The 23,815-nt window shown below is 66.3% G+C and carries 23 protein-coding genes; 12 read left to right on the top strand and 11 right to left on the bottom strand.

All coding sequences use genetic code 11. The features are described from left to right. Positions 1 to 9 precede the first annotated feature (9 nt). From aroE to mpl, 4 genes are all read right to left on the bottom strand, one after another. The gene (gene aroE, locus AB3K92_RS25125) at positions 10 to 876 is read right to left on the bottom strand and encodes a shikimate dehydrogenase (protein ID WP_021161883.1); all 867 of its coding nucleotides are present in this window, start codon (positions 874 to 876) and stop codon (positions 10 to 12) included. Next, complete coding sequence (locus AB3K92_RS25120) at positions 873 to 2,978, bottom strand: ribonuclease catalytic domain-containing protein (RefSeq protein ID WP_059675911.1); 2,106 nt, start codon at positions 2,976 to 2,978, stop codon at positions 873 to 875. The genes aroE and AB3K92_RS25120 overlap by 4 nt, the downstream gene beginning before the upstream one ends. Positions 2,979 to 3,058: 80 nt before the next feature. Then, the gene (locus tag AB3K92_RS25115; RefSeq protein ID WP_369466030.1) at positions 3,059 to 3,628 is read right to left on the bottom strand and encodes a YqiA/YcfP family alpha/beta fold hydrolase; all 570 of its coding nucleotides are present in this window, start codon (positions 3,626 to 3,628) and stop codon (positions 3,059 to 3,061) included. Then, on the bottom strand, positions 3,625 to 5,214 hold the full coding sequence (gene mpl / locus AB3K92_RS25110) for a UDP-N-acetylmuramate:L-alanyl-gamma-D-glutamyl-meso-diaminopimelate ligase (protein ID WP_226204842.1): 1,590 nt from the start codon (positions 5,212 to 5,214) through the stop codon (positions 3,625 to 3,627). Before mpl ends, AB3K92_RS25115 begins: the two co-directional genes overlap by 4 nt. Positions 5,215 to 5,256: 42 nt before the next feature. Here mpl and AB3K92_RS25105 point away from each other — a divergent pair, with 42 nt between their 5' ends. From AB3K92_RS25105 to AB3K92_RS25060, 10 genes are all read left to right on the top strand, one after another. Next, positions 5,257 to 5,901 (top strand): hypothetical protein, encoded by a 645-nt coding sequence (locus AB3K92_RS25105; protein WP_042976655.1) that lies wholly within the window; start codon positions 5,257 to 5,259, stop codon positions 5,899 to 5,901. Between the two features lie 7 nt (positions 5,902 to 5,908). Further along, positions 5,909 to 6,460, top strand: coding sequence for a TlpA family protein disulfide reductase (locus AB3K92_RS25100; RefSeq protein WP_369466028.1), 552 nt, complete (start codon positions 5,909 to 5,911; stop codon positions 6,458 to 6,460). 194 nt (positions 6,461 to 6,654) lie between these two features. Then, a complete protein-coding gene (gene aroQ, locus AB3K92_RS25095) occupies positions 6,655 to 7,107 on the top strand; it encodes a type II 3-dehydroquinate dehydratase (protein ID WP_011350880.1) in 453 nt (150 codons plus the stop codon). 66 nt (positions 7,108 to 7,173) lie between these two features. Further along, positions 7,174 to 7,647 (top strand): acetyl-CoA carboxylase biotin carboxyl carrier protein, encoded by a 474-nt coding sequence (accB, locus tag AB3K92_RS25090; protein WP_021161889.1) that lies wholly within the window; start codon positions 7,174 to 7,176, stop codon positions 7,645 to 7,647. 84 nt (positions 7,648 to 7,731) lie between these two features. After that, positions 7,732 to 9,099 (top strand): acetyl-CoA carboxylase biotin carboxylase subunit, encoded by a 1,368-nt coding sequence (accC, locus tag AB3K92_RS25085; protein ID WP_369466026.1) that lies wholly within the window; start codon positions 7,732 to 7,734, stop codon positions 9,097 to 9,099. Between the two features lie 2 nt (positions 9,100 to 9,101). After that, complete coding sequence (prmA, locus tag AB3K92_RS25080) at positions 9,102 to 10,004, top strand: 50S ribosomal protein L11 methyltransferase (protein ID WP_059493399.1); 903 nt, start codon at positions 9,102 to 9,104, stop codon at positions 10,002 to 10,004. Positions 10,005 to 10,049: 45 nt separating this feature from the next. Further along, the gene (locus AB3K92_RS25075; protein WP_369466025.1) at positions 10,050 to 11,399 is read left to right on the top strand and encodes a zinc-ribbon and DUF3426 domain-containing protein; all 1,350 of its coding nucleotides are present in this window, start codon (positions 10,050 to 10,052) and stop codon (positions 11,397 to 11,399) included. A 73-nt stretch (positions 11,400 to 11,472) separates the two neighbouring features. Further along, positions 11,473 to 11,976, top strand: coding sequence for a thiol peroxidase (gene tpx / locus AB3K92_RS25070; RefSeq protein ID WP_027783488.1), 504 nt, complete (start codon positions 11,473 to 11,475; stop codon positions 11,974 to 11,976). A gap of 85 nt (positions 11,977 to 12,061) precedes the next feature. Next, positions 12,062 to 13,000 (top strand): carbohydrate kinase family protein, encoded by a 939-nt coding sequence (locus tag AB3K92_RS25065; protein WP_318826457.1) that lies wholly within the window; start codon positions 12,062 to 12,064, stop codon positions 12,998 to 13,000. A 19-nt stretch (positions 13,001 to 13,019) separates the two neighbouring features. Then, entirely contained in the window at positions 13,020 to 13,493 is a 474-nt protein-coding gene (locus AB3K92_RS25060) for a glycine zipper 2TM domain-containing protein (protein ID WP_021161893.1), read from the top strand. A gap of 235 nt (positions 13,494 to 13,728) precedes the next feature. On the opposite strand, the gene AB3K92_RS25055 is transcribed toward AB3K92_RS25060, so the two are convergent. From AB3K92_RS25055 to AB3K92_RS25025, 7 genes are all read right to left on the bottom strand, one after another. Beyond that, complete coding sequence (locus tag AB3K92_RS25055; RefSeq protein ID WP_021161894.1) at positions 13,729 to 14,397, bottom strand: histone H1-like DNA-binding protein; 669 nt, start codon at positions 14,395 to 14,397, stop codon at positions 13,729 to 13,731. Positions 14,398 to 14,425: 28 nt separating this feature from the next. Then, the gene (locus AB3K92_RS25050; RefSeq protein WP_080982133.1) at positions 14,426 to 14,752 is read right to left on the bottom strand and encodes a hypothetical protein; all 327 of its coding nucleotides are present in this window, start codon (positions 14,750 to 14,752) and stop codon (positions 14,426 to 14,428) included. Between the two features lie 83 nt (positions 14,753 to 14,835). Then, entirely contained in the window at positions 14,836 to 16,047 is a 1,212-nt protein-coding gene (locus AB3K92_RS25045; RefSeq protein WP_014898151.1) for a ribonucleotide-diphosphate reductase subunit beta, read from the bottom strand. Between the two features lie 365 nt (positions 16,048 to 16,412). After that, entirely contained in the window at positions 16,413 to 19,406 is a 2,994-nt protein-coding gene (locus tag AB3K92_RS25040) for a ribonucleoside-diphosphate reductase subunit alpha (RefSeq protein ID WP_369466024.1), read from the bottom strand. A gap of 451 nt (positions 19,407 to 19,857) precedes the next feature. Next, positions 19,858 to 20,448, bottom strand: coding sequence for a 1,6-anhydro-N-acetylmuramyl-L-alanine amidase AmpD (ampD, locus tag AB3K92_RS25035; RefSeq protein WP_021161899.1), 591 nt, complete (start codon positions 20,446 to 20,448; stop codon positions 19,858 to 19,860). Beyond that, positions 20,445 to 20,765: a PP0621 family protein gene (locus tag AB3K92_RS25030; protein ID WP_027788431.1), complete on the bottom strand. Its 321-nt coding sequence runs from the start codon at positions 20,763 to 20,765 to the stop codon at positions 20,445 to 20,447. The genes ampD and AB3K92_RS25030 overlap by 4 nt, the downstream gene beginning before the upstream one ends. A 13-nt stretch (positions 20,766 to 20,778) precedes the next feature. Further along, entirely contained in the window at positions 20,779 to 21,672 is an 894-nt protein-coding gene (locus AB3K92_RS25025; RefSeq protein WP_318826456.1) for a cytochrome c biogenesis protein CcsA, read from the bottom strand. 89 nt (positions 21,673 to 21,761) lie between these two features. Between AB3K92_RS25025 and ffh the strand changes: the two genes are divergently transcribed. Then, on the top strand, positions 21,762 to 23,129 hold the full coding sequence (gene ffh / locus AB3K92_RS25020; protein ID WP_369466023.1) for a signal recognition particle protein: 1,368 nt from the start codon (positions 21,762 to 21,764) through the stop codon (positions 23,127 to 23,129). A 94-nt stretch (positions 23,130 to 23,223) separates the two neighbouring features. Then, complete coding sequence (locus tag AB3K92_RS25015; protein ID WP_021159891.1) at positions 23,224 to 23,775, top strand: hypoxanthine-guanine phosphoribosyltransferase; 552 nt, start codon at positions 23,224 to 23,226, stop codon at positions 23,773 to 23,775. The last annotated feature ends 40 nt before the right edge of the window (positions 23,776 to 23,815 follow it).

Genomic DNA, 23,815 nt, shown 5'->3' with positions numbered 1-23,815 from the left:
GCGCCCCGTTCAGCTCGCCGCGAGCGCCTGGCGCAGCGCGGCCAGCACCGGCGCGCTGTCCGGCCGCACGCCGCGCCAGATGAAGAACGATTCGGCCGCCTGCTCGACGAGCATCCCGAGCCCGTCGGCGGTGCGCGCGCCGAGCGACGCCGCATGCTGCATGAACACCGTCGGCTGCGCGCCGTACATCATGTCGTACGCGAGCGTGCCCGCGCCGAACGCGGCCGCGTCGCACTCCGGCAGCGCGGCATCGAGGCTGCCGGCCGTCGCGTTGATCACCACGTCATATGGCTCCGCGCGCACGACGTCCGGGCCGCCGCCCGCGAGCGTGCAGCCTGCATCGTGGGCGGCCTGCATGAACTGGCCGACGAGCGCCTCGGCCTTGCTCGCGGTGCGGTTCACGATCGTGATCGACAGCGGCGCGCGGTCGAGCAGCGGCAGCACGACACCGCGCGCCGCACCGCCCGCGCCGAGCAGCAGGATGCGCGCGCCCGCCAGCGACACGCCGAGATTCGCCTCGATGTCGCGCACGAGGCCGACGCCGTCGGTGTTGTCGCCGTGGATACGGCCGTCGGCGTCGATGCGCAGCGTATTCACCGCGCCCGCCGCCGCCGCGCGCGGCGACAGCGTGTCGGCGAGCGCATGCGCCTCGAGCTTGAACGGCACCGTCACGTTCGCGCCGCGACCGCCTTCGGCGACGAAGGCGCGCACGGCGGCTTCAAAGCCGTCGACCGGCGCGAGCCGGTGCGCGTAGTCGACCGGCTCACCCGTCTGCGCGGCGAACTGCGCGTGGATGAACGGCGACTTGCTGTGCGCCACCGGGTTGCCGAACACGACATAGCGGTCGGCGCCGCTCGTCGACGCAGCTGCGGTCATGATGCGCGCCCCTCTTCTTCGGCGTTGCCGCCCGTGGCTTCGCCGCCTTCACCGCCTTCGCCACCTTCGCCGGCTGCTGCGCCGTCCGCCTCCGCCAGCGCTTCCGCCTCGGTTTCGGCCGTTGCGTCTTCGGCGTCGATCAGCGTGTCGTCGCCGCTTTCGGCGTCATCCTCTTCGTCGGCCGCGTCGCCGCTCGTCACGGTCGGCGCATCGAGCACGTTCAGCAGCCGCACCGATGCCTCGATCGTCAGCTCGTCGAGCGACATCACGTCGAGCAGCACGCGCGTGCCGCGCGCATGCACGCCGAGCCCCGGCACGTGCAGCAGCAGCGGAATTTCCTCGAGGCGCACGAGATCGCCTTTCACCACGCTCGCGACGACCTGCTTCTTCTGCTCCTGCGCGAGCCAGCGCAGGCACCAGAAGTACTCCATCCGGCGCTGGTAGTCGGCGTAGGCCGTATACGTGTCGTCGAAGCCCTGCACGACCGCGTACAGGTCGGCGTCCTTCGGCTTGAACGGTGCGGCGAGCTTCGCGGTGACGCCGTGCTGCACGCACGCGAGCAGCTGCCACTGGTTCACGAGGTCGACGTAGCGGCGCAGCGGCGACGTGCTCCATGCGTACTGCGCGACGCCGAGACCTTCGTGCGGCGCGGCCGTCGTCTGCATCCGCGTGCGCTTCGGGCCCGGTGCGCCGAAGCCGCGCTGCGAGCGGTAGATGCCCGGCACCGTGTGATCGTGCAGGAACGCGCCCCACGTCGAGTTCGCGAGGATCGCGAGCTCCGACACGATCAGGTCGAGCGGCGAGCCGCGCCGGCGCGGCGTGATCGTCACGTGCTCGCCTTCGACGTAGAAGTTGTAGTCGGTGTTGCGCTGCACCTCGCGCTTCAGGCCGTAACCCGCGCGCGCGACCTGGCGCTTCTCGAACAGCGCCTGCGCGAGCGGCCACAGCACGGCGATGTCGTCCTTGTGCGGATAGTCGCCGGTGCCGGCCGCGAGCGTCTCTTCGTTGACGAGCTCGTCGAGGTTGTTGTGTCGCAGGTTGTTCTTCACGAACACGAGCTCGGCGCGCGTCTCGTTCGCGACGATCTCCTGCGTTTCGCGGTTGACGATGATGTACAGCGACAGTGCCGGACGGTAGTCGCCCTCTTTCAGCGTGAACACGTCGACGACGTCGTCCGGCAGCATCGTGATCTTGTCGCCCGGCATGTAGACGGTCGACAGGCGCGTGCGCGCGATCGCGTCGATCGCGTCGCCGCGCACGATGCCGAGCGCCGGCGCCGCGATGTGCACACCGATGCGCACGCGGCCGTCGGAGAGATGCTCGACCGAGAATGCGTCGTCGATTTCGGTCGTCGTGATGTCGTCGATCGAGAACGCCTCGACGTCCGCGCGCGGCAGGTCGTCCGGCAGCGGGCCGACCGTGACGGCCGGAAAGCCCGTGCCGTGCGGGAAGAACTCCGCGAGGAAGCGCGCCTCGTGCAGCGCGCGCGGCGACGCGATGCCGCCGCAGTCGAGCATCAGCCGCGCCGGCGACACGCCGCGCGCACCGGCCGCCGCTTCCATCGCCTTGTATTCGATCGCGTTCTTGTCCGGCCGCGTCAGCAGCCCGAGCACCTTGCCCGCGAACGCTTCCGGCAGCTTGCCGGCCTTCAGCTCCTCTTCGTACTGCGCCTGGACGAGCGCCTGCTGGCGCTTGCGCTCGAGCGACGCGAGCGCCATCTTGAGTTGCTCTTCCGGCGCGCGCTGGTACTGGCCGCGCCCCTTGCGGCGGAAGTAGACGGGCGAGCCGTGCAGTCGCAACACCAGCGCCGCACGCTCCACCGGGCCGTACGTCGCGCCGAAGTATTCCGCGGCCAGCGCCGTATACGCGAACTCGTCGGCCGGCGCGCATTCCCACAGGAAATCCAGATCGATCTGCTGCGCGGCCGAGTCGGCTTCCTGCATCAGTTCGCCCGCGGCCGGCTTGTCGAATTCGATCAGCACGTCTTTCGCGCGCACCTTGGCCCGCCGCCCGCCGGGCAACTCGACCTGAAATGCGTCGCCCTGGCGCGACAGCACGCTGCCCGCCTTGAAACTGCCCGATTCCTCGAAGAAAACGTTCACTCAGTACTCTCGTTCAGACTGCCGGGCGCCGCGTCCGCGGCGCCTCATGATGATGGGAATTCGATCGGCACATGGCCGGATCAAGACGTCTTTCCGTCGCAAAACGCGAGAACGTCGTCGACATAGTCGGCAAATTCGCTGATCCCGTGATCGCTGCCTTCGATCACGCGCGTCTTCGCGCCCGGGTAATGCGCGAGCATCTCGCGGTAATCGAGCACTTCGTCACCGGTCGCCGCGAACAGATAGTAGCGTTCGGCACGCGTGATTGCCGGCACGCGCAGCGCGTCGAGTTCATGCAGGTGATGGCGCTCGACGACGATCGTGCCGCCGCCGTGCCACAGCGGCTGTTCGCCGAGGTGCTGCTCGAGATCGCGCTGCGGCACGATGGCCGGATTCAGCAGCACGGCCTTCCAGCCGTGTTTTTCGGCCAGCCACGTGGCGTAATAGCCGCCGAGCGAGCTGCCGATGACGGTCACGTCACGCGCGCCGGCCACCTCGGCTTCCGCGACCGCGATCGCTTCGAGCGGCGACACCGACAGCGACGGGCACCGCCACTCGCCGCTGCGGCCGAGCTCTGCCATGCGCACGGCGAGCTGGCGCGACTTCTGCGATTCCGGCGATGACCGGAAGCCGTGCAGATACAGGATCACGTGCGGCTCCCGAGCGCATCGAGCAGCTTCTGATGAACGCCGCCGAAACCGCCGTTGCTCATCACGAGCACGTGGTCGCCCGGACGGGCGGCTGCGACGACGGACTTCACCAGCAGGTGCAGGTCGTCGAACGCATGCGCGCGATCGCCGAGCGGCGCCAGCGCCTCGGCCAGATTCCAGCCGAGCGCGTCGCGGCCGGCCGGTGCGCCGTAACCGAACACGAGATCGGCGTCGGCCAGGCTCGCCGGCAATTGCGACTTCATCACGCCGAGCTTCATCGTGTTCGAGCGCGGCTCGAGCACCGCGAGAATGCGGGAATTCTGGCGGCCGATGCGTGCACGAAGGCCGGCGATCGTGGTTTCGATCGCGGTCGGATGGTGCGCGAAGTCGTCGTAGACGGTCACGCCGTCCACGCTGCCGCGCACTTCCATGCGACGCTTCACGTTGCGGAACGCCGCGAGGGACGCGGCGGCCTGCGCGGGCGGCACGCCGACGTGGCGCGCGGCCGCGATCGCCGCGAGCGCGTTCATCCGGTTGTGATCGCCCTGCACCTGCCATGCGACTTCGCCGACGCGTTCCGCGTGCGAATACACCGCGAAACGCTCGTCGACCGGCACGCCGTCCTCGGCCGGCAGCGCCTGCCAGCCGCCGTCGACGCCGAACCGCTCGACCTCGCTCCAGCAGCCGCGCGCCAGCACGCGCTCGAGCGCGTCGGAACGGCCGTTCGTGACGATCCTGCCGACACCGGGCACGGTGCGCACGAGATGGTGGAATTGCGTCTCGATCGCGGCGAGATCGGGGAAGATGTCGGCGTGATCGAATTCAAGGTTGTTCAGCACGGCGGTGCGCGGCCGGTAGTGGACGAACTTCGAGCGCTTGTCGAAGAACGCCGTATCGTATTCGTCGGCCTCGATCACGAAGAAGCTCGAATCGGTGAGCCGCGCCGACACGCCGAAGTTCAGCGGCACACCGCCGATCAGGAAGCCCGGGTTCAGACCGGAGTCTTCCAGCAGCCACGCGAGCATCGACGACGTGGTCGTCTTGCCGTGCGTGCCCGCGACCGCGAGCACCCACTTGCCGGCCAGCACGTGCTCGCCGAGCCATTGCGGGCCGGATACATAAGGCAGGCCGCGATCGAGGATCGCCTCCATCAGCGGATTGCCGCGCGTGACGACGTTGCCGATCACGAACAGATCCGGTTTCAGGTCGATCTGCTCGGCGCCGTAGCCCTCGATCAGCGTGATGCCCTGCGCCTCGAGCTGCGTGCTCATCGGCGGATAGACGCCCGCGTCGCAACCCGTCACCGTGTGGCCCGCCTCGCGCGCGAGTACGGCGAGACCGCCCATGAAGGTGCCGCAGATGCCAAGAATGTGGATGTGCATAGATGAATGCTTTCGCGCCGCCGGGCGCCGTCGATTCGGAAAGGATGTGTGTGCGGCGCGCCGGACGGGCCGCGCGGCCGGCGCCCGGCCAACGGCTTTTGCCGCGACACAAAGAGCACTATTGTAACTGACGGCCTGCCGTGCCCGGCGGCCCGAACGATGCGCGCGGGCGGCGCCGGCACGCCTGGCGGCAGGCCGCCGCACCCGTGCTCGGGCGCCGCGGCGATCGAGTATGATTGCCGGATCATGTCTCGCAAACCTCTTGTCGACCCGCGGCGCCTCCGCGAGGAAATTGCCCAGTCCGCCGCCCGCCTGATCGCGGAGGACGGCCTCGACTATGCCGGCGCAAAACGCAAGGCCGCGCGCCAGTTGCTGGGCGACTCGCGCGTTGCCGGCGAATGGCTGCCGGATAACGACCAGATCGAGGAGGAACTGCGCGAATACATCGCCCTGTTCCAGAGCGACACGCAGCCGGACGAACTGCGCCGCCTGCGCGAAGTCGCGCTCGACTGGATGCGCCGGCTCGCCGAGTTCCATCCTTATGTGACGGGTGCCGTGCTGAACGGCACCGCGAACGCGCATTCGGATATCCATTTGCAGGCATTCACCGACAACCCGAAGGACGTCGCGATCTACCTGCTGAACCAGAACGTCCAGTACGACGTGTCCGAGACGCGGCATTTCGCGGGCCGCGCCGACGTCGAGACGCTCAGTTTCCTGTGGCGCCCGCGGCGCGACGTGGATGCGATCGGCATCCATCTCGCGCTCTATGCGAGCGACGACCTGCGCGGCGCGGTCAAGGCCGACGCGCGCGGCCGGGTCGCCCGTGCGGACGCCGCCGCGCTGCGCGCGCTCGTCGAAGCAGGCAAGGCCCCTTCCGAACCGGAATGATTCAACGATGATGATGAAACGCATGTTGGCGCTCGCGGTCGTCGCGGCCGCCGCCGTTGCCGGCGGGCTCGCCGCCGGCCATTGGTTCCGCGGCACCGCCGATGACGGGGTTGCCGTCGCCGCGCCCGCCGCGCAGGGCAGCCCGGTCGAACAGTTGTGGGCGGCCTCCCTGACGGGTGTCGACGGCAAGCCGGCCACGCTGTCCGCCTTCAAGGGCCAGAAGGTCGTCGTCAATTTCTGGGCGTCATGGTGCGGCCCGTGCGTCGAGGAGATGCCGGAGCTCGTCGCGCTGTCGCACGAGTACAAACAGAAGGGCATCCGTTTCATCGGGATCGGCGTCGATTCCGAACAGAACGTGAAGAACTTTCTGCAGAAGGTGAAGGTCGACTATCCCGTCTTCGTCAGCGGTTACGCGGGCGCCGATCTGGCCCGTAATTTCGGGAATACCGCCGGCGCGTTGCCGTTTACGGTCGTCATCGACCAGACCGGCAAGATTCGCGAGACAAAATTGGGACAAATCCAGCCGGCCGAGCTGAAAAAGACGCTCGACGCGCTGTAACCTGCCCGAACGGCGGCCCGGACGTTGTGGGCGATTTGCCCGTCGATCGCCGCAATTTCGCGTGAATTCGCCGCTACTTTGCATGCGCGCCGGTAATTCTTGCAGGTGCCGCGCGCTCGGCCGTTCGGCAAAACTAGACAAATTTCTCTAAATAGCGCTAAAGTTCGCGCAATTCCGCAGAAATAGAAGCGACCATGACACGATTGCTGGTGCTGCACGGCCCCAACCTGAACCTTCTCGGCACCCGGGAACCGGAGGTGTACGGCCGCGTCACGCTCGCACAGATCGATCAGGCGCTTGCCGCGCGTGCCCGGGAAGCCGGCGCCGAACTGTCGTCGTTCCAGAGCAACCATGAAGGCGCGCTGGTCGACCGCATCCAGGCCGCGCGGGAGGAACAGACCGATTTCATCCTGATCAATCCGGCCGCGTATACGCACACGAGCGTCGCGATCCGGGACGCGATCGCCGGCGTTGGCATCCCGTTCGTCGAGGTTCACTTGTCGAACGTGCATCGCCGCGAAGCGTTCAGGCACCACTCCTACTTTTCCGACCAGGCCGAAGGCGTGATCTGCGGGCTCGGCTGGAAAGGTTATCTGTACGCGCTCGAGTACGCGCTGGACAAGCTGCAAGGCACGTCGCGCGGCTGAATTCGCGATCTAGATTCAGCGCCGGCCCCTAACCGGCGCTTTCACGTATTGAAAGGGGAATTCCCGATGGATCTTCGTAAGCTGAAAACTCTGATCGACCTCGTTTCCGAATCCGGCATCTCCGAGCTGGAAGTGACGGAAGGCGAAGGCAAGGTGCGCATCGTCAAGAACGCGCCGCCGGTCTACGTGCAGCCGACGGCTGGGTATGCCCCGCAAGTCAGCGCGCCCGCTCCGTCGGTCGCGCTGCCAACCGAAGGCGCTGCCGCGCCGGCCGCTGGCGGCGCTGCCGCACCGGCTGCCCCGCAGGGCCACGTCGTGACGTCGCCGATGGTCGGCACGTTCTATCGCGCGCCGTCGCCGGGCGCGGACCCGTTCGTCCAGGTGGGCGACACGGTCAAGGAAGGCCAGACGATCTGCATCATCGAAGCGATGAAGCTGCTCAACGAGATCGAGTCGGACAAGGCCGGCGTGATCAAGGAAATCCTCGTCGAGAACGGCCAGGCCGTCGAATACGGCCAGCCGCTTTTCGTGATCGGCTAAATCCGCCGCGCGGCCCGCGGGCCGCGCACCGCCGATGCTCGCCAGGCGCCGTTCGCGCGCCCCTCGAAGAGACGAATACTCGCTATGTTTGAAAAAATCCTCATTGCCAACCGCGGTGAAATCGCGCTGCGCATCCAGCGTGCGTGCCGCGAGCTCGGCGTCAAGACGGTGGTCGTCTACTCGGAAGCCGACAAGGAAGCCAAGTACGTGCGCCTCGCGGACGAAGCCGTCTGTATCGGCCCGGCCCCGTCGAACCTGAGCTACCTGAACATGCCGGCGCTGATCAGCGCCGCGGAAGTCACCGACGCCGAAGCGATCCACCCCGGCTACGGCTTCCTGTCGGAGAACGCCGATTTCGCGGAACGCGTCGAGCAGTCGGGCTTCACGTTCATCGGCCCGCGCCCGGAAACGATCCGCATGATGGGTGACAAGGTCACCGCGAAGCAGACGATGATCAAGACCGGCGTGCCGTGCGTGCCGGGCTCGGAAGGCGCGTTGCCGGACGATCCGAAGGAGATCGTCAAGATTGCGCGCGCGATCGGCTATCCGGTCATCATCAAGGCGGCGGGCGGCGGTGGCGGGCGCGGGATGCGCGTCGTGCACACCGAGGCCGCGCTCGTCAACGCGGTCAACATGACCCGCGAGGAAGCCGGCCGTGCGTTCGGCAACCCGCAGGTGTACATGGAGAAGTTCCTCGAAAACCCGCGCCACATCGAAATCCAGGTGCTGTCCGACGCGTACAAGAACGCGATCTGGCTCGGCGAACGCGATTGCTCGATGCAGCGCCGCCACCAGAAGGTGATCGAGGAAGCGCCGGCGCCCGGCATTCCGCGCCGCCTGATCGACCGCATCGGCGACCGCTGCGCGGACGCCTGCAAGAAGATGGGCTATCTCGGCGCGGGCACGTTCGAATTCCTGTATGAAAACGGCGAGTTCTACTTCATCGAGATGAACACGCGCGTACAGGTCGAGCATCCGGTATCGGAGCTGATCACGGGCGTCGACATCGTGCAGGAACAGATCCGCATCGCGGCCGGCGAGAAGCTCATGCTGCGCCAGCGCGACATCCAGTTCCGCGGACATGCGATCGAATGCCGGATCAACGCCGAAGATCCGTTCAAGTTCACGCCGTCGCCGGGCCGGATCACGTCGTGGCATACGCCGGGCGGCCCCGGCGTGCGCGTCGATTCGCACGCCTACAATGGCTATTTCGTGCCGCCGAACTATGATTCGATGATCGGCAAGCTGATCACCTACGGCGCGACGCGCGAGCAGGCGATCAGCCGGATGCGCATCGCGCTGTCCGAAATGGTCGTCGAAGGCATCCAGACCAACATCCCGCTGCACCGCGAGCTGATGATCGATTCGAAGTTCGTCGAAGGCGGCACCAGCATCCACTACCTCGAAAACCGGCTCGCCCAGAAGCAGCAGGTCGCACCGGAAGAAGCGTAAGCATGAGCTATCGCGAACTCGTCGTCGAACTGGCCCGTGAGCATGCGGAGGCACTGTCCGACGCGCTGCTCGAACTCGGCGCGCTGTCGGTGTCCGTGGAAGACGCCGACGCCGACACGCCCGACGAACAGCCGCTCTTCGGCGAGCCGGGCCTCGTGCCCGACCGCACCGCGTGGCAGCACTCGCGCGTGGTCGCGCTGCTCGCGGCCGAGCATGAGCCGGCCGTGCTGCTCGCCGCGGCTGCCAACGAGATCGGCATCGCTGAAACGCCAACGTTTATCGTCCGCGAAGTCGAGGAACAGGACTGGGTGCGACTCACGCAATCGCAGTTCGAGCCGATCCCGATCGGCGAGCGGATCTGGGTCGTGCCGTCGTGGCACGATGCGCCCGATCCCGATGCGCTCGTCCTCGAACTCGATCCGGGCCTCGCGTTCGGCACCGGCAGCCATCCGACCACGCGTCTGTGCATGGAATGGCTCGAGCAGTCGGTGAAACCCGGCCAATCAGTGCTCGACTACGGTTGCGGCTCGGGCATTCTCGCGATCCTCGCGAAGAAATGCGGGGCGAACCCCGTCATCGGCATCGACATCGATCCGCAAGCCGTCGAATCGGCACGGCAGAACAGCGAACGCAACCGCGCGGAAGTCACGTACGGGCTGCCCGATGCGTGCCCGGACGGCGAATTCGACATCGTCGTCGCGAACATCCTGTCGAATCCGTTGAAGCTGATGGCGTCGATGCTCGCATCGAAGGTCAAGCCGGGCGGGCGCATCGCGCTGTCGGGCGTGCTCGCGCGCCAGGCGGACGAAGTCGCGGCCGTCTACGCGCGCTACGTCGACATCTCGGTCTGGCGTGAACACGAAGGTTGGGTATGCCTCGCCGGAACCCGGCGCGAAAGCCATTAGAATAGCGCTGTCCTTCACTCTGGCCAGCAGGCCGCCCGGCTCGACATGCTTCTTGCGACGCGCTGCCCTCATTGCGAAACCGTCTTCCGGCTGCAGCAGGAACAGCTCTCGCTGCATCAAGGGCTCGTGCGCTGCGGGCATTGCCATGAAGTCTTCAACGCATCCGAGTCGCTCGTTCCCGAGCACGCGCAGCCGCCCGAGCCGGCCCTGACCGAACCGGCTGCCGCGCCGGACGAAGGCAACGCGCACCATCCGGCCCCGCCGGCCCGGCTGTTCACTGCCGATGCGCCGGCCGGGGCATCTTCCGACACCGATTACAAGCCGGAAGGCTGGGACATGTGGGCGCCGTGGCTCGACGCCGGCGTCGACCCGTCGCTGCAACACAACGTGCAGACCGTGCGCACCGAGCCGCTGATACCGCTCGCCCTTCCGTCCACCGACGCCGGCGTCGTTCACTTGTCGGGTGCGCCCGCGCCGTTCGCCCCCTCCCCGGCCGAGCTGGACACTTCCGCAGCCGTCGCGCAACCAGCCGAATCGCTGCAGACACAAACACCGCGGGATACCGAATCATCGGCCGCACCCGTCGAGCGCGACCCGCGTGAGCCGCGCTTCGTCGCACACCGCCCGTCGGACGCAGATACCGCTCACGATGCCGCCGAACCCGTCGGCACCGCGCACTTCGCCGTGCCGGACGACGAACGCGCGCCGCGCGAACCGCGTTTTGCATTCGCGCCGGCACCGGCCATCGCCGCGGCCGGATCCGAACCCGACACCGGTACCGACGCAAAAGCACCGCACGACGAGAAACCAGCCGCGGCCGCCAGCGCGCCGGCCGCACCGTTCCCCGCTGCGCTGACCGACGACGATCGCCCCCACTTCGCCGTCACGCGCGAGACGCGCGCCCCGCAGCGGCGCGGAATGCTCGGCGGCTTTTTCGGCGGCCTCGTCGCCGCCGTGCTGGCCGTGCTGCTCGTCGCGCAACTCGCGTGGTGGCAACGCGAAACGCTGATGATCCACTGGCCGGTCACGCAAGGCTGGTTCCGGCAGGCCTGCGCGCCGCTCGGCTGCGCGGTCGCGCCGCCGCGCGCAATCGACGGCCTGCGGCTCGACGCGACCGACCTGCGCCAGCTCGACGGCCCGCGCGAGCTCGAGCTGAAGGTACCGCTGACGAACCGCTACCGCGTCGCGCTCGCCTACCCGTCGCTCGAACTGACGCTGCTGGACGACACCAACCACGTGACCGTGCGCCGCGTGCTCGCGCCGCGCGACTACGTGCGCCCGGGCACGCCGATCGACGCCGGGTTGCCGCCCGGCACGACGCAGACGATGGTCGTCCGCCTCGAAACGAACGGCACGCCCGCCTCGAATTTCCGCGTCCAGATCTTCTATCCGTGACGCACCGCGGCGCGCGCATGCGCGCCCGTCTCAACCCGCGCGCCCGAGCGGCGCGCTATTTCGGAGCACGAACATGAGCAAAGTTACGCTGGGTGGCAACCCGATCGATCTCGCCGGCACGTTCCCGGCCGTCGGCGCCCAAGCCGCCGATTTCAAGCTGGTCGGCAAGGACCTCGCCGACCTGTCGCTCGCCAGCTTCGCCGGCAAGCGCAAGGTGCTGAACATCGTGCCGAGCCTCGACACGCCGACCTGCGCGACGTCGACCCGCAAGTTCAACGAAGCAGCATCGTCGCTCGACAACACGGTTGTCGTCGTCGTGTCGGCCGACCTGCCGTTCGCGGCGACGCGCTTCTGCACGACCGAAGGCCTCGAGAACGTCGTGACGGCTTCGACGTTCCGCACCGGCCGCGCATTCGCGAACGCATACGGCGTCGACGTGACGAGCGGCCCGCTGAACGGCCTGACCGCCCGTGCCGTCGTCGTGCTCGACGCGCAGGACAAGGTGATCCACGCGGAACTCGTCGGCGAAATCAAGGACGAGCCGAACTACGATGCAGCGCTCGCCGCACTGAAGTAAGCTTTCTTTCGCTTTCCCCTGCCGCGCCGCGCCTTTCGCGCGGCGTTGTCGCGCAGGGTCCCTCATTTCTACAGGAACGCACACCTTGGCTACGTTGATTTGCGGCTCGATCGCCTACGACTCCATCATGACCTTCGAAGGGCGGTTCCGCGAGCACATCCTGCCCGACCAGGTGCACCTCATCAACCTGAGCTTCCTGGTGCCGACGATGCGCCGCGAATTCGGCGGCTGCGCGGGCAACATCGCGTACGCACTGCACCTGCTCGGCGGCGATGCACGCATGATGGGAACGGTGGGCGCGCTCGACGCGCAGCCGTATCTCGACCGCCTCGACCAGCTCGGCCTGCGCCGCGACCACGTTCGCGTGCTGCCCGACACCTATACGGCGCAGGCGATGATCACGACCGATCTCGACAACAACCAGATCGCGGCGTTCCACCCGGGCGCGATGATGCAGTCGCACCTGAACCACGCGGGCGACGCGCCGGACATCAAGCTCGCGATCGTCGGCCCTGACGGCTTCGACGGGATGGTCCAGCACGTGGAAGAACTCGCCAAGGCCGGTGTGCCGTTCGTGTTCGATCCGGGCCAGGGCCTGCCGCTGTTCGACGGTGCGACGCTGCGCCGCAGCATTGAACTTGCGACCTATGTAGCGGTCAACGACTACGAGGCCAAGCTGGTGAGCGACAAGACGGGATGGTCCGAAGATGAAATCGCCAGCCGGGTCGACGCCCTCGTCATCACGCGTGGCGAGCATGGCGCGACCATCCGCCACAAGCAGGGTGCAGAGCAGATTCCGGTCGTACCGGCCGAGCACATCGCCGATCCGACCGGCTGCGGCGATGCCTTCCGGGGCGGCCTGCTGTACGGCATCGAGCATGGCCTCGACTGGGCAACCACGGGCCGCCTCGCGAGCCTGATGGGCTCGATCAAGATCGCCCACCAGGGGCCCCAGACTTACGTACTGACGCGCGGCGAGATCGACGCGCGCTTCGAGACTGCATTCGGTTACAGTCTCAAATGAATATTGTGGGAGAGCAAAGATGTTGACGAAAAAGACCCTCACGCTCGCGGCCATGCTGACGGCCTCGCTGACGCTCACCGGTTGCTTCACCGCGCCGGGCTCGGCGGATGTCTATAGCGTCGGCCAGGCGCAGCGCGAACAGACGGTTCGCATGGGCACGGTCGAAAGCGTCCGTGCAGTGCGCATCCAGTCCGACGGCGGCGGCAGTGCGATCGGCACGCTCGGCGGCGGCGCACTCGGTGCGGTGGCAGGCAGCGCGATCGGCGGCGGCAAGGGATCGATCCTGACCGCGATCGCGGGCGGTCTCGTCGGTGCGGTCGCAGGCAACGCGGTCGGCGAAAACCTCAGCACGGCGAACGGTGTCGAAATCACCGTGCGCCTCGACAACGGCGATCTGCGCTCGATCACGCAGGCAGCAAGCGGCGAAGCGTTCCGCGCCGGCGAGCGGGTGCGACTGCTGTCGAGCGGCGGCGTCACGCGCGTCACGCACTAACAGGTACCTCAGCTCGCGGCGCAAGCCGCGGTCGAACGCATGTGCGAAGCTGCACATGCGTTTTTTTTCGTCCGTACTCGCCGCTGCCCGCATACGGGCAGCCGGCTCCCCAGCACATCGGCAAACACGGACGAAAAAAATCCCGCCACCTGAGCCAGATGGCGGGACTGATTGAGTAGCGCTACTCAACCCACGGACACCATGTGAGTGTCCGGGTGGTACGGCTCAGCCTCGATTACGGACGGCTGCCGGTCGGGAACGGCCATGCCGCTGCCGGGTTGAGCGCGGTCTTCACGCCCGATGCCGGCGCAACCGATGCGGTCGACGCGGTCGTTGCCGGCGCAGCCTTCTTCACGACGGCCTTCTTCGGAGCTGCAGCCTTCTTGGCCGGTGCAGCAGCCTTCTTCGCCGGAGCAGCGGCCTTCTTCGCAGGAGCAGCGGCAGCCTTCTTCGCAGCAGGCGCAGCCTTCTTCGCGGCAGCCTTCTTCGCAGGCGCGGCCTTCTTCGCAGCAGCCTTCTTAGCAGGCGCGGCCTTCTTCGCAGCAGCCTTCTTCGCCGGTGCAGCCTTCTTCGCAGCAGCCTTCTTCGCCGGTGCGGCCTTCTTCGCAGCAACCTTCTTCACTGCGACTTTCTTGGCTGCAACCTTCTTTGCTGCGGCCTTCTTCGCCGGTGCTGCCTTCTTCGCGGCAACCTTCTTCACCGCGACCTTCTTGGCTGCAACCTTCTTCGCTGCGGCCTTCTTCGCCGGTGCTGCCTTCTTCGCGGCAACCTTCTTCACCGCGACCTTCTTCGCAGCAACCTTCTTCACTGCAGCAGCCTTCTTCGCCGGAGCAGCAGCCTTCTTCGCAACGGTCTTCTTGGCAGCAACTTTCTTAGCAGCCGGTTTCTTCTTGGCGGTAGCCATGTTGTTCTCCTTCAGGTTCAGATGAGAGTCAGTTCAAACTACACCCTTCGTCAAAACCCGCTTCCCGCGGACGCTGTTCAGGACGTGCGCTTCGAAGCGGGCTATTCATCGGCGTACGCGGATACCACGCGCTTACGCTAATGAATACGGTATGGCGCGCGTGACCACCCGGCCTCGCGCGCCAAATCAAGTCGGTAGCCGGCGCACCTCGCGCCGCTACCCCTAATCGCTTGATCAAGCGGACCGCCACACGGCCGTCCGCTTTTTCCGGAGGGAAGTTTGCCCATCCCACTGAAGGGTTCGCAAAGTGCCTGTCGTGTCGTTGGGCCGTTAAGGCACCGGGCATGCTTTGCATCAGGCGTTCTTGCTCCTAAACCTTGGGCCGGGGCCGAGAGGCCACCGGCTGCTCACATCATGTGACGGGTTCGCTGCTGCGGGTTATTCCCAGGACAGCGCACCGCCCGTCTGATACTCGATCACACGCGTCTCGAAGAAGTTGCGTTCCTTCTTCAGGTCGATCATCTCGCTCATCCACGGGAACGGGTTTTCCTCGTTCGGGTACAGCGGATCGAGGCCGATCTGCTGGCAACGGCGGTTGCTGATGAAGCGCAGGTAGCTCTTGAACATCGACGCGTTCAAACCCAGCACGCCGCGCGGCATCGTGTCTTCGGCGTAGCGGTATTCGAGTTCGACAGCCTGCTTGAACAGCTCGCGGATCTCGGCGCGGAATTCCGCGGTCCAGAGATGCGGGTTCTCGAGCTTGATCTGGTTGATCAGGTCGATGCCGAAATTGCAGTGCATCGACTCGTCGCGCAGGATGTACTGATATTGCTCTGCAGCACCCGTCATCTTGTTCTGGCGGCCGAGCGCGAGGATCTGCGTGAACCCGACATAGAAGAACAGGCCTTCCATGATGCAGGCGAACACGATCAGCGACTTCAGCAGCTTCTGGTCCGCTTCGAGCGTGCCGGTCTTGAAGGCCGGATCCGTCAGCGTGTGGATGAAGGGGATCAGGAATTCGTCCTTCGCGCGGATCGACGTGACCTCGTGGTACGCGTTGAAGATCTCGCCTTCGTCGAGACCGAGCGATTCGACAATATATTGGTACGCGTGCGTGTGGATCGCTTCCTCGAACGCCTGGCGCAGCAGGAACTGCCGGCACTCGGGCGCCGTGATGTGGCGGTACGTGCCGAGCACGATGTTGTTCGCCGCGAGCGAATCGGCCGTCACGAAGAAACCGAGGTTGCGCTTCACGATGCGGCGCTCGTCCTCGGTCAGACCGTTCGGGTCCTTCCACAGTGCGATGTCGCGGGACATGTTGATTTCCTGCGGCATCCAGTGGTTCGCGCAACCGGCCAGATACTTTTCCCACGCCCACTTGTACTTGAACGGCACCAGCTGATTCACGTCAGTCTGGCCGTTGATGATGCGCTTGTCGGCGACATTGACCCGCGCTTCCGAACCGCCGGCGGGAACAGCCGATGCTTGCGGCGGCACCGCAAGATCGCCTTCGAAAATGTCACGGACCTGATGGGCGGCAGGCGTTGCAGCCTGCATTCCGACAGCCATCCCGGCGGAGGTGCGCATTGCGTTTTGCTGCGCTCCGCTCGCGGGGGTTACGGCAGTCTTCTCGTCATCCCAGTTGAGCATAAATTCTCACCATCAATTTAGAACGGTTTGTACCATCTTTTCCTGAGCGATAAAAGGGTTCGCTCACGAAAAATCCTTTTTTCGATTCGCGTTGCGACCTCGATACAACACTTTGAGCAACGCATCGTCATTCATGCAGCGCGCGATGTGAGTCGCGCGTGTATCGCGAGGTGCGCTCGACGCATCGAACGCTGATCGAAACGCGACGTCGTCGGGGATGTTTCGATCGCTTGTCACTGCCTGCAACGCAGGTGCCGCGTTACAGATTCCTTATCATTTTTTTAGTTGAGAGCGGCGCACACTTCAACCTCGATCGGTCGTCGTGTGCGCCGCCCTTGCCTGCTTCTCAGGTCAGGCGCACTGCGTTACTGGCACGCTTCGCACTCGTCGAAGCCGGGATCGCCCGGACGCATCGTGCACACCGGACCATCCGCCTCGACCGGCGCGAGTGCCGGCGCTGCGTTGACCGCGCCCGACGACGCATCGCCGCCCGCCGCACCAAAGCCGCCCGCTGCGCCTTGCGCGCCGCCGCTGCTCGAGCCGCCGCTCGTCGGCACTGCGTTCAGTGCGCCGTGCGCGACCGTCGACTTCTCGACGTGCGTCGCCGCCATCGTGCGGAGGTAGTAGGTCGTCTTCAGGCCGCGCAACCATGCGAGCTTGTAGACCTCGTCGAGCTTCTTGCCCGACGCGCCGCCCATGTAGATGTTCAGCGACTGCGCCTGGTCGATCCACTTCTGGCGACGCGATGCCGCTTCGACCAGCCACGTCGGGTCGACTTCGAACGCGGTCGCGTAGATCGCGCGCAGGTCGGCCGGGATGCGGTCGATGCGCGACAGCATGCCGTCGAAGTACTTCAGGTCAGCGACCATCACTTCGTCCCACAGGCCGCGTTCCTTCAGGTCGCGGACGAGGTACTCGTTGACCACCGTGAATTCGCCCGACAGGTTCGACTTCACGTACAGGTTCTGGAAGGTCGGCTCGATACAGGCCGACACGCCGATGATGTTCGAGATCGTCGCCGTCGGCGCGATCGCGACGCAGTTCGAGTTGCGCATGCCGTGTGCGGCGATCCGCGAACGCAGCGACGTCCAGTCGAGCGACTCCGAGGTGTCGACCTCGACGTAGCCGCCGCGCGCTTCCGTCAGCAGCTTCAGCGTGTCCTGCGGGAGGATGCCGCGATCCCACAGCGAGCCGCGGTAGCTCGAGTAGCGGCCGCGCTCTTCGGCCAGCTCGGTCGACGCGTAGTACGCGTAGTAGCAGACCGCTTCCATCGAACGATCGGCGAACTCGACCGCCGCTTCCGACGCGTACGGCGTGCGCAGCAGGTGCAGGCAGTCCTGGAAGCCCATGATGCCCATGCCGACCGGACGGTGCTTCAGGTTCGAGTTACGCGCCTTCGGCACCGCGTAGTAGTTGATGTCGATCACGTTGTCGAGCATGCGCATCGCGACGCTGATCGTGCGCTTCAGCTTCTCGTGGTCGAGCGCGTAGCTGCCGTCGGCCTGCTTCACCAGGTGGGCGACGAGGTTCACCGAGCCGAGGTTGCACACCGCGATTTCGGTGTCGCTCGTGTTCAGCGTGATTTCCGTGCACAGGTTCGACGAGTGGACGACGCCGACGTGCTGCTGCGGCGAGCGCACGTTGCACGGATCCTTGAACGTGATCCACGGGTGGCCCGTCTCGAACAGCATGCCGAGCATCTTGCGCCAGAGTTGCTGCGCCGGGATCTTCTTGAACAGCTTGATCTCGCCACGCGCGACCCTCTCTTCGTAAGCCGTGTAAGCCTTCTCGAAATCGGCGCCGAACTTGTCGTGCAGGTCCGGGCAGGTCGACGGCGAGAACAGCGTCCAGTCGGCGCCTTCCATCACGCGCTTCATGAACAGGTCGGGAATCCAGTTCGCCGTGTTCATGTCGTGCGTACGGCGGCGGTCGTCGCCGGTGTTCTTGCGCAGCTCGAGGAATTCCTCGATGTCGAGGTGCCACGATTCGAGGTACGCGCAGACCGCGCCCTTGCGCTTGCCGCCCTGGTTGACCGCGACGGCCGTGTCGTTCACGACCTTCAGGAACGGGACCACGCCTTGCGACTTGCCGTTCGTGCCCTTGATATGCGAGCCGAGTGCACGCACGCGCGTCCAGTCGTTGCCCAGGCCGCCGGCGAATTTCGACAGCAGTGCGTTTTCCTTCAGCGCTTCATAGATGCCGTCGAGATCGTCCGCGACCGTCGTCAGGTAGCACGACGACAGCTGCGAGCGGTGCGTACCCGAGTTGAACAGCGTCGGCGTCGAGCTCATGAAGTCGAAGCTCGACAGCACGTTGTAGAACTCGATCGCGCGCGTCTCGCGGTCGATCTCGTTCAGCGACAAGCCCATCGCGACGCGCATGAAGAATGCCTGCGGCATTTCGATGCGGGTGCCGTCGACGTGCAGGAAGTAACGGTCGTACAGCGTCTGCAGGCCGAGGTAGCCGAACTGCAGGTCGCGGTTCGCGTCGAGCGCTTCGCCGAGGCGCTTCAGGTCGAACTGCAACAGCTTGTCGTCGAGCAGGCCGGCGTCGACGCCGCGCTTCAGGAACTGCGGGAAGTATTCCGCGTAACGGGCCGGCATCTCGGCCTGGACGACTTCCTCGCCGAGGATCTCGCGACGGATCGTGTGCAGCAGGATGCGGGCCGTGACCTGGCTGTATGCCGGGTCCTTCTCGATCATCGTGCGCGCTGCGAGGATCGCCGAGTCGTAGACCTGGCTCATCGGCACGCCGTCGTACAGGTTCTTCACCGTTTCGGCGACGATCGGGTCAGGGTTAACCGCAGCGCCGAGGCCGTCGCATGCCGACACGATCAGCGCGCGCAGCGCGTTCAGGTCGAGCGGACGCGTGACGCCGTTGTCGACGACGTTGATGCCGGTGCTCGATTCGCCGCCCGCTGCCGCTGCTTCCTCGCCCGCATGCTGGCGCTCCAGGTGACGCTTCTCGCGATACAGCACGTACGCACGCGCGACGTTGTGCTCGCCGCCGCGCATCAGCGCGAGTTCGACCTGGTCCTGGATGTCTTCGATATGGAACGTACCGCCGTTCGGGCGGCTGCGCACGAGCGCGCGCACGACGTTGTGCGTCAGCTGTTCGACCTGCTCGCGCACGCGCGCCGAAGCCGCGCCCTGCCCGCCGTTGACGGCCAGGAAAGCCTTGGTCACCGCGATCGCGATCTTCGAAGGTTCGAACGATACGACGCTGCCGTTGCGGCGGATCACCTTGTAGTCGGCGAACGTGGCCTGCGGCGCGAGCGCCTTCGCGCCCTGTTCGGTCCCGCCGAGCGGACGGCTCGAGGCGCTCTCGTACTGGGACGTCGCGTTGTCGGTGGTTTGCATGTGCAAAGCTCCTGGTGTTGGATGGTGCGGAGAGAACCGCGGATTAAAACGAACGCTGCGCAACGCGGTGCGCGAGCGGTAAGAGGCGAGCGATGCGCCGGGGAAGCCGGTTCGGTCGATGCGCGACAACCGAGCCGGTCGTGTGCTTCGTCATGTATCCCCTGCCCCGTCGAAGTTCGCTGCGCTGATCGCGACGCCTGGACCGCCCGGCCTGACGCGCCGCCCTGAGAACCCTGTCCGCCGGCGTTGGCCGCCGGCCGGTGCCGCTCGGGTTTCCCCTGCGACACACACTATATCTAGTGCAGAACCGCTCAACTGGCACCAAGTATAGTGGACATTCGGAGGACGTCCAAACGGATAATTTGCGGTGGAGGTCTTGACATCGCTCACGCGCAGACACGACAAGGCATTGGTCGGAGAAAAAACTTTCTCCGGTCAAAAAACCCCGCGATCAGTGCTGACGGAAAGGAAAGTATTCGGCGGAAAACCCGGCATCGCTCGCGAAGCGTTGCCAATCGAAATGCGGGCCCGGGTCGGTCTTGCGGCCCGGCGCGACGTCCGAGTGCCCCGCGAATGCGTCGACCGGGTAACGTGCGGCGAGCGCGCGGGAGAGTGCGGCGAGCGTCGCGTACTGCGCGTCGTCGAACGGCACGTCGTCCGCGCCCTCGAGCTCGATGCCGATGGAGAAGTCGTTGCAGCGCGGCCGGCCGAAGAATTCGGACGAGCCCGCGTGCCACGCGCGCTCGTCGCACGACACGAACTGCACGAGTTCGCCGCTGCGGCGGATCAGGAAGTGGGCGGACACGCGCACGCCGCGCAGGTGGCTCTGGTAATAAGGGTGCGCATCGCAGTCGAGGCGATTCAGGAACAGCGCCTCGATCGCGTCGCCGCCGAACTCGCCGGGCGGCAAGCTGATGTTGTGGACGACGACGAGCGTCGGCACCGCGCCCGCGGGCCGCACCTCGTAATTCGGCGACGGCGCGTGACGCGCTTCACGCACCCAGCCGTGTGCATCGACCGACAGTCGTGCTGCGTCGTTCATCGGGCGTCGTGGCCGCTCGCGCGTGCGCCGTGGCGCTGCGCGTGCTCGGTGCTGCAGAAGTATTCGCCGCCCGCGACGACGGCATCGCCCTTCGGCGCATGCACGCCGCATTCGGCGCAGCGCACCATCGGCTCGGGCAGCGAGCGGGCGGCGTCGCCGTTCGGCCGTGCAGCCCCGGGGCCGCCGGTGCCGGGCGCGCCGTCGTAACCGGCGCCGCGGCCGGTGCGCGCCTGCGCGTGCTCCTGCGCCTGGCGCAGCTTGCGCGCGAGCCACGAACCCGCGAAGAAGAGAAGGATCAGGAGAAGAATCTGTCGCATCGGAAACCTGCGTTCAAACCACGGAACGGTGCAGCAGCACCTCGAAAACGAACCGGCTGCCGACATACGCGAGCAGCAGCGCGGCGAACGACACGAGCACCCAGCGCGCAGCACCGCGGCCACGCCAGCCCGACGTCTTGCGGGCGACCAGCAGGCCGCCGAACATCAGCCACGACAGGATCGCGAATACGGTCTTGTGGTCGAGCCGCAGCGCGCGCGCGTCGACCTGCTCGCTGAACAGGATGCCCGACGCGAGCGTCAGCGTGAGCAGCACGAAGCCGGCGCCGATCAGGCGAAACAGCAGCTTCTCGAGCGTGAGCAGCGGCGGCAGCGTTTCGAGCCAGCTCGCGATCCAGCCGGTCGAGCCGTCGCGCCCGCCATTGCGCAGCGACTGCAGGCGCCGCTCGACCATCAGCATCAGGATCGCGTGCAGCGCGGCGATCGCGAACAACCCGTACGCGATGTTCGCGATCAGGAAATGCAGCTTGAACAGCGGCGCTGCGGCATAAGGCAGCACCCGCACGCCGCCGAACACGAGCGGCAGCAGCGACGCGCCGCACGCGAGCGGCAGCACGAGCAGGCGCAGGCTGTCGAGCGGGAAGAAGAAGCTCTCGATCCAGTAGATGCCGGCGCCGAGCCAGAACATCGCGGACAGCGCGAACGCGAAGCCGAACACCATCGCGTCGTGCGGGAAGATGGTCGTATGGAGCAGCACGCCGTGCGCGACGAGCGCGGCGAACAGCAGCGCGCGGCCGGCCCCGCTCATCCCGGACGCCGCGGACGCGGGGACCGGCACGGCCGGCACGCTCGCGACGAGCGGCGTCGCGCCCTGGCGGTGCGTGCGCCAGCCTGCGACGGCGAGGCCGCCGTACAAGAATGCGGTGAGGGCATACAGTACAATATCCATGTTCGAAGTTTACACTAGGCCCCCTTCCCGCGACGGCTCCCTTTGTTCGGTTCCGCCGCGCCTTCGGGCCCCACTGTCCATCGCTCCCCATGCTCGACAATCTCACTCAACGGATGGCGCGCGTCGTCAAGACGCTGCGCGGCGAAGCCCGGCTCACCGAGGCGAACACGCAGGAGATGCTCCGCGAGGTGCGTCTCGCGCTGCTGGAAGCCGACGTGTCGCTGCCGGTCGTCCGCGAATTCATCGCCAAGGTCAAGGAAAAGGCGCTCGGCGAAGAAGTGATCAGCAGCCTGTCGCCAGGCCAGGCGCTCGTCGGCGTGGTCCAGAAGGAACTGACCGCCGTGATCGGCGGCGACTACGAAGGCAAGGCCGCCGAGCTGAACCTCGCGGTCACGCCGCCCGCCGTGATCCTGATGGCCGGCCTGCAGGGCGCGGGCAAGACCACGACCGTCGGCAAGCTCGCGAAGCTGCTGCGCGAGAAGTACAAGAAGAAGGTGCTCACGGTGTCGTGCGACGTGTATCGCCCGGCCGCGATCATGCAGCTGAAAACGGTGACCGAGCAGGTCGGCGCCGACTTCTTCCCGTCCACGCCGGACCAGAAGCCCGTCGACATCGCGCTCGCCGCCGTCGACTGGGCGAAGCGCCACTACCATGACGTGCTGCTCGTCGACACGGCCGGCCGCCTCGGCATCGATGAAGCGATGATGCAGGAAATCGCCGCGCTGCACGGCGCGCTGAAGCCGGCCGAAACGCTGTTCGTCGTCGACGCGATGCTCGGCCAGGACGCGGTCAACACCGCGAAGGCGTTCAACGACACGCTGCCGCTGACCGGCGTCGTGCTGACCAAGCTCGACGGCGATTCGCGCGGCGGTGCCGCGCTGTCGGTGCGTCACGTCACGGGCAAGCCGATCAAGTTCGTCGGCTTGGCCGAGAAGCTCGACGGTCTCGAGGTGTTCCACCCCGACCGGATGGCAAACCGGATTCTCGGCATGGGCGACATCCTCGCCCTCGTCGAGGAGGCGCAGCGCGGCGTCGACGTGCAGGCCGCGCAGAAGCTCGCCGACAAGGTCAAGAAAGGCGGCGACTTCGACCTGAACGATTTCCGCGCGCAGATCTCGCAGATGAAGAACATGGGCGGCCTGTCGTCGCTGATGGATAAGCTTCCGGCGCAGTTCCAGCAGGCGGCGGCCGGCGCCGACATGGGACAGGCCGAGAAGTCGATCCGCCGGATGGAAGGCATCATCAGCTCGATGACGCCCGCCGAGCGCGCGAAACCCGAGATCATCAAGGCGACGCGCAAGCGCCGCATTGCAGCCGGCGCGGGCGTGCCGGTGCAGGAAGTCAACCGGATGCTGAACCAGTACGACCAGATGCGTACGATGATGAAGAAGCTGAAGGGCGGCAACATGCAGAAGATGATGCGCGGCCTGAAGGGCATGATGCCCGGCATGCGCTGATTCCGCCGATCGGCCGGCGCGCGGGTTTTTGCTGTAGCGCGCGCCGGCCGTTCTGCTTCATTCTTATTTGTATACCGACTGCCCGCCAGAACACATGAACCGCGAAGAAGCCCTCCACATTTTCAACCACTCCGAAGAGATCGTCTCGGCCGATGCCGTCAATGCGTCGATCTCCCGGATGGCCGACGCGATCCGCGCCGAGATCGGCGATGCGTTCCCGCTCGTTCTCTCGGTGATGGGCGGCGCCGCGGTGTTTACCGGGATGCTGCTGCCGCATCTCGATTTCCCGCTCGAATTCGACTACATCCACCTGACCCGCTACCGCAACACGACGCAGGGCAGCCCGGAAATGCACTGGCGCGTCGCGCCGCGCGAATCGGTGAAAGACCGGATCGTGCTCGTGCTCGACGACATCCTCGACGAAGGCGAGACGATGGCCGCGATCCGCGACCGCATCCTCGACATGGGCGCGAAGCGCTTCATGTCGGCCGTGCTGTGCGAGAAGACGCTCGCGAAGGCGAAGCCGCTGCACCCCGACTTCTGCGGCTTCGCGGTGCCGGATCGCTACGTGTTCGGCTGCGGGATGGATGCGAAGGGCTACTGGCGCAACCTGCCGACGATCCGCGCGCTGACCACGAACGTCTGAGCGCCCCGCTCCGCACTATATAAATAGAAAGCGGCGCTCC

The organism is Burkholderia sp. Bmkn7, from assembly GCF_041103175.1.
GTDB classification, from domain to species: Bacteria; Pseudomonadota; Gammaproteobacteria; order Burkholderiales; family Burkholderiaceae; genus Burkholderia; species Burkholderia cepacia.
Note: the sequence above shows the minus strand (reverse complement) of the source record. Positions and strands in the feature narration are given on the sequence as shown.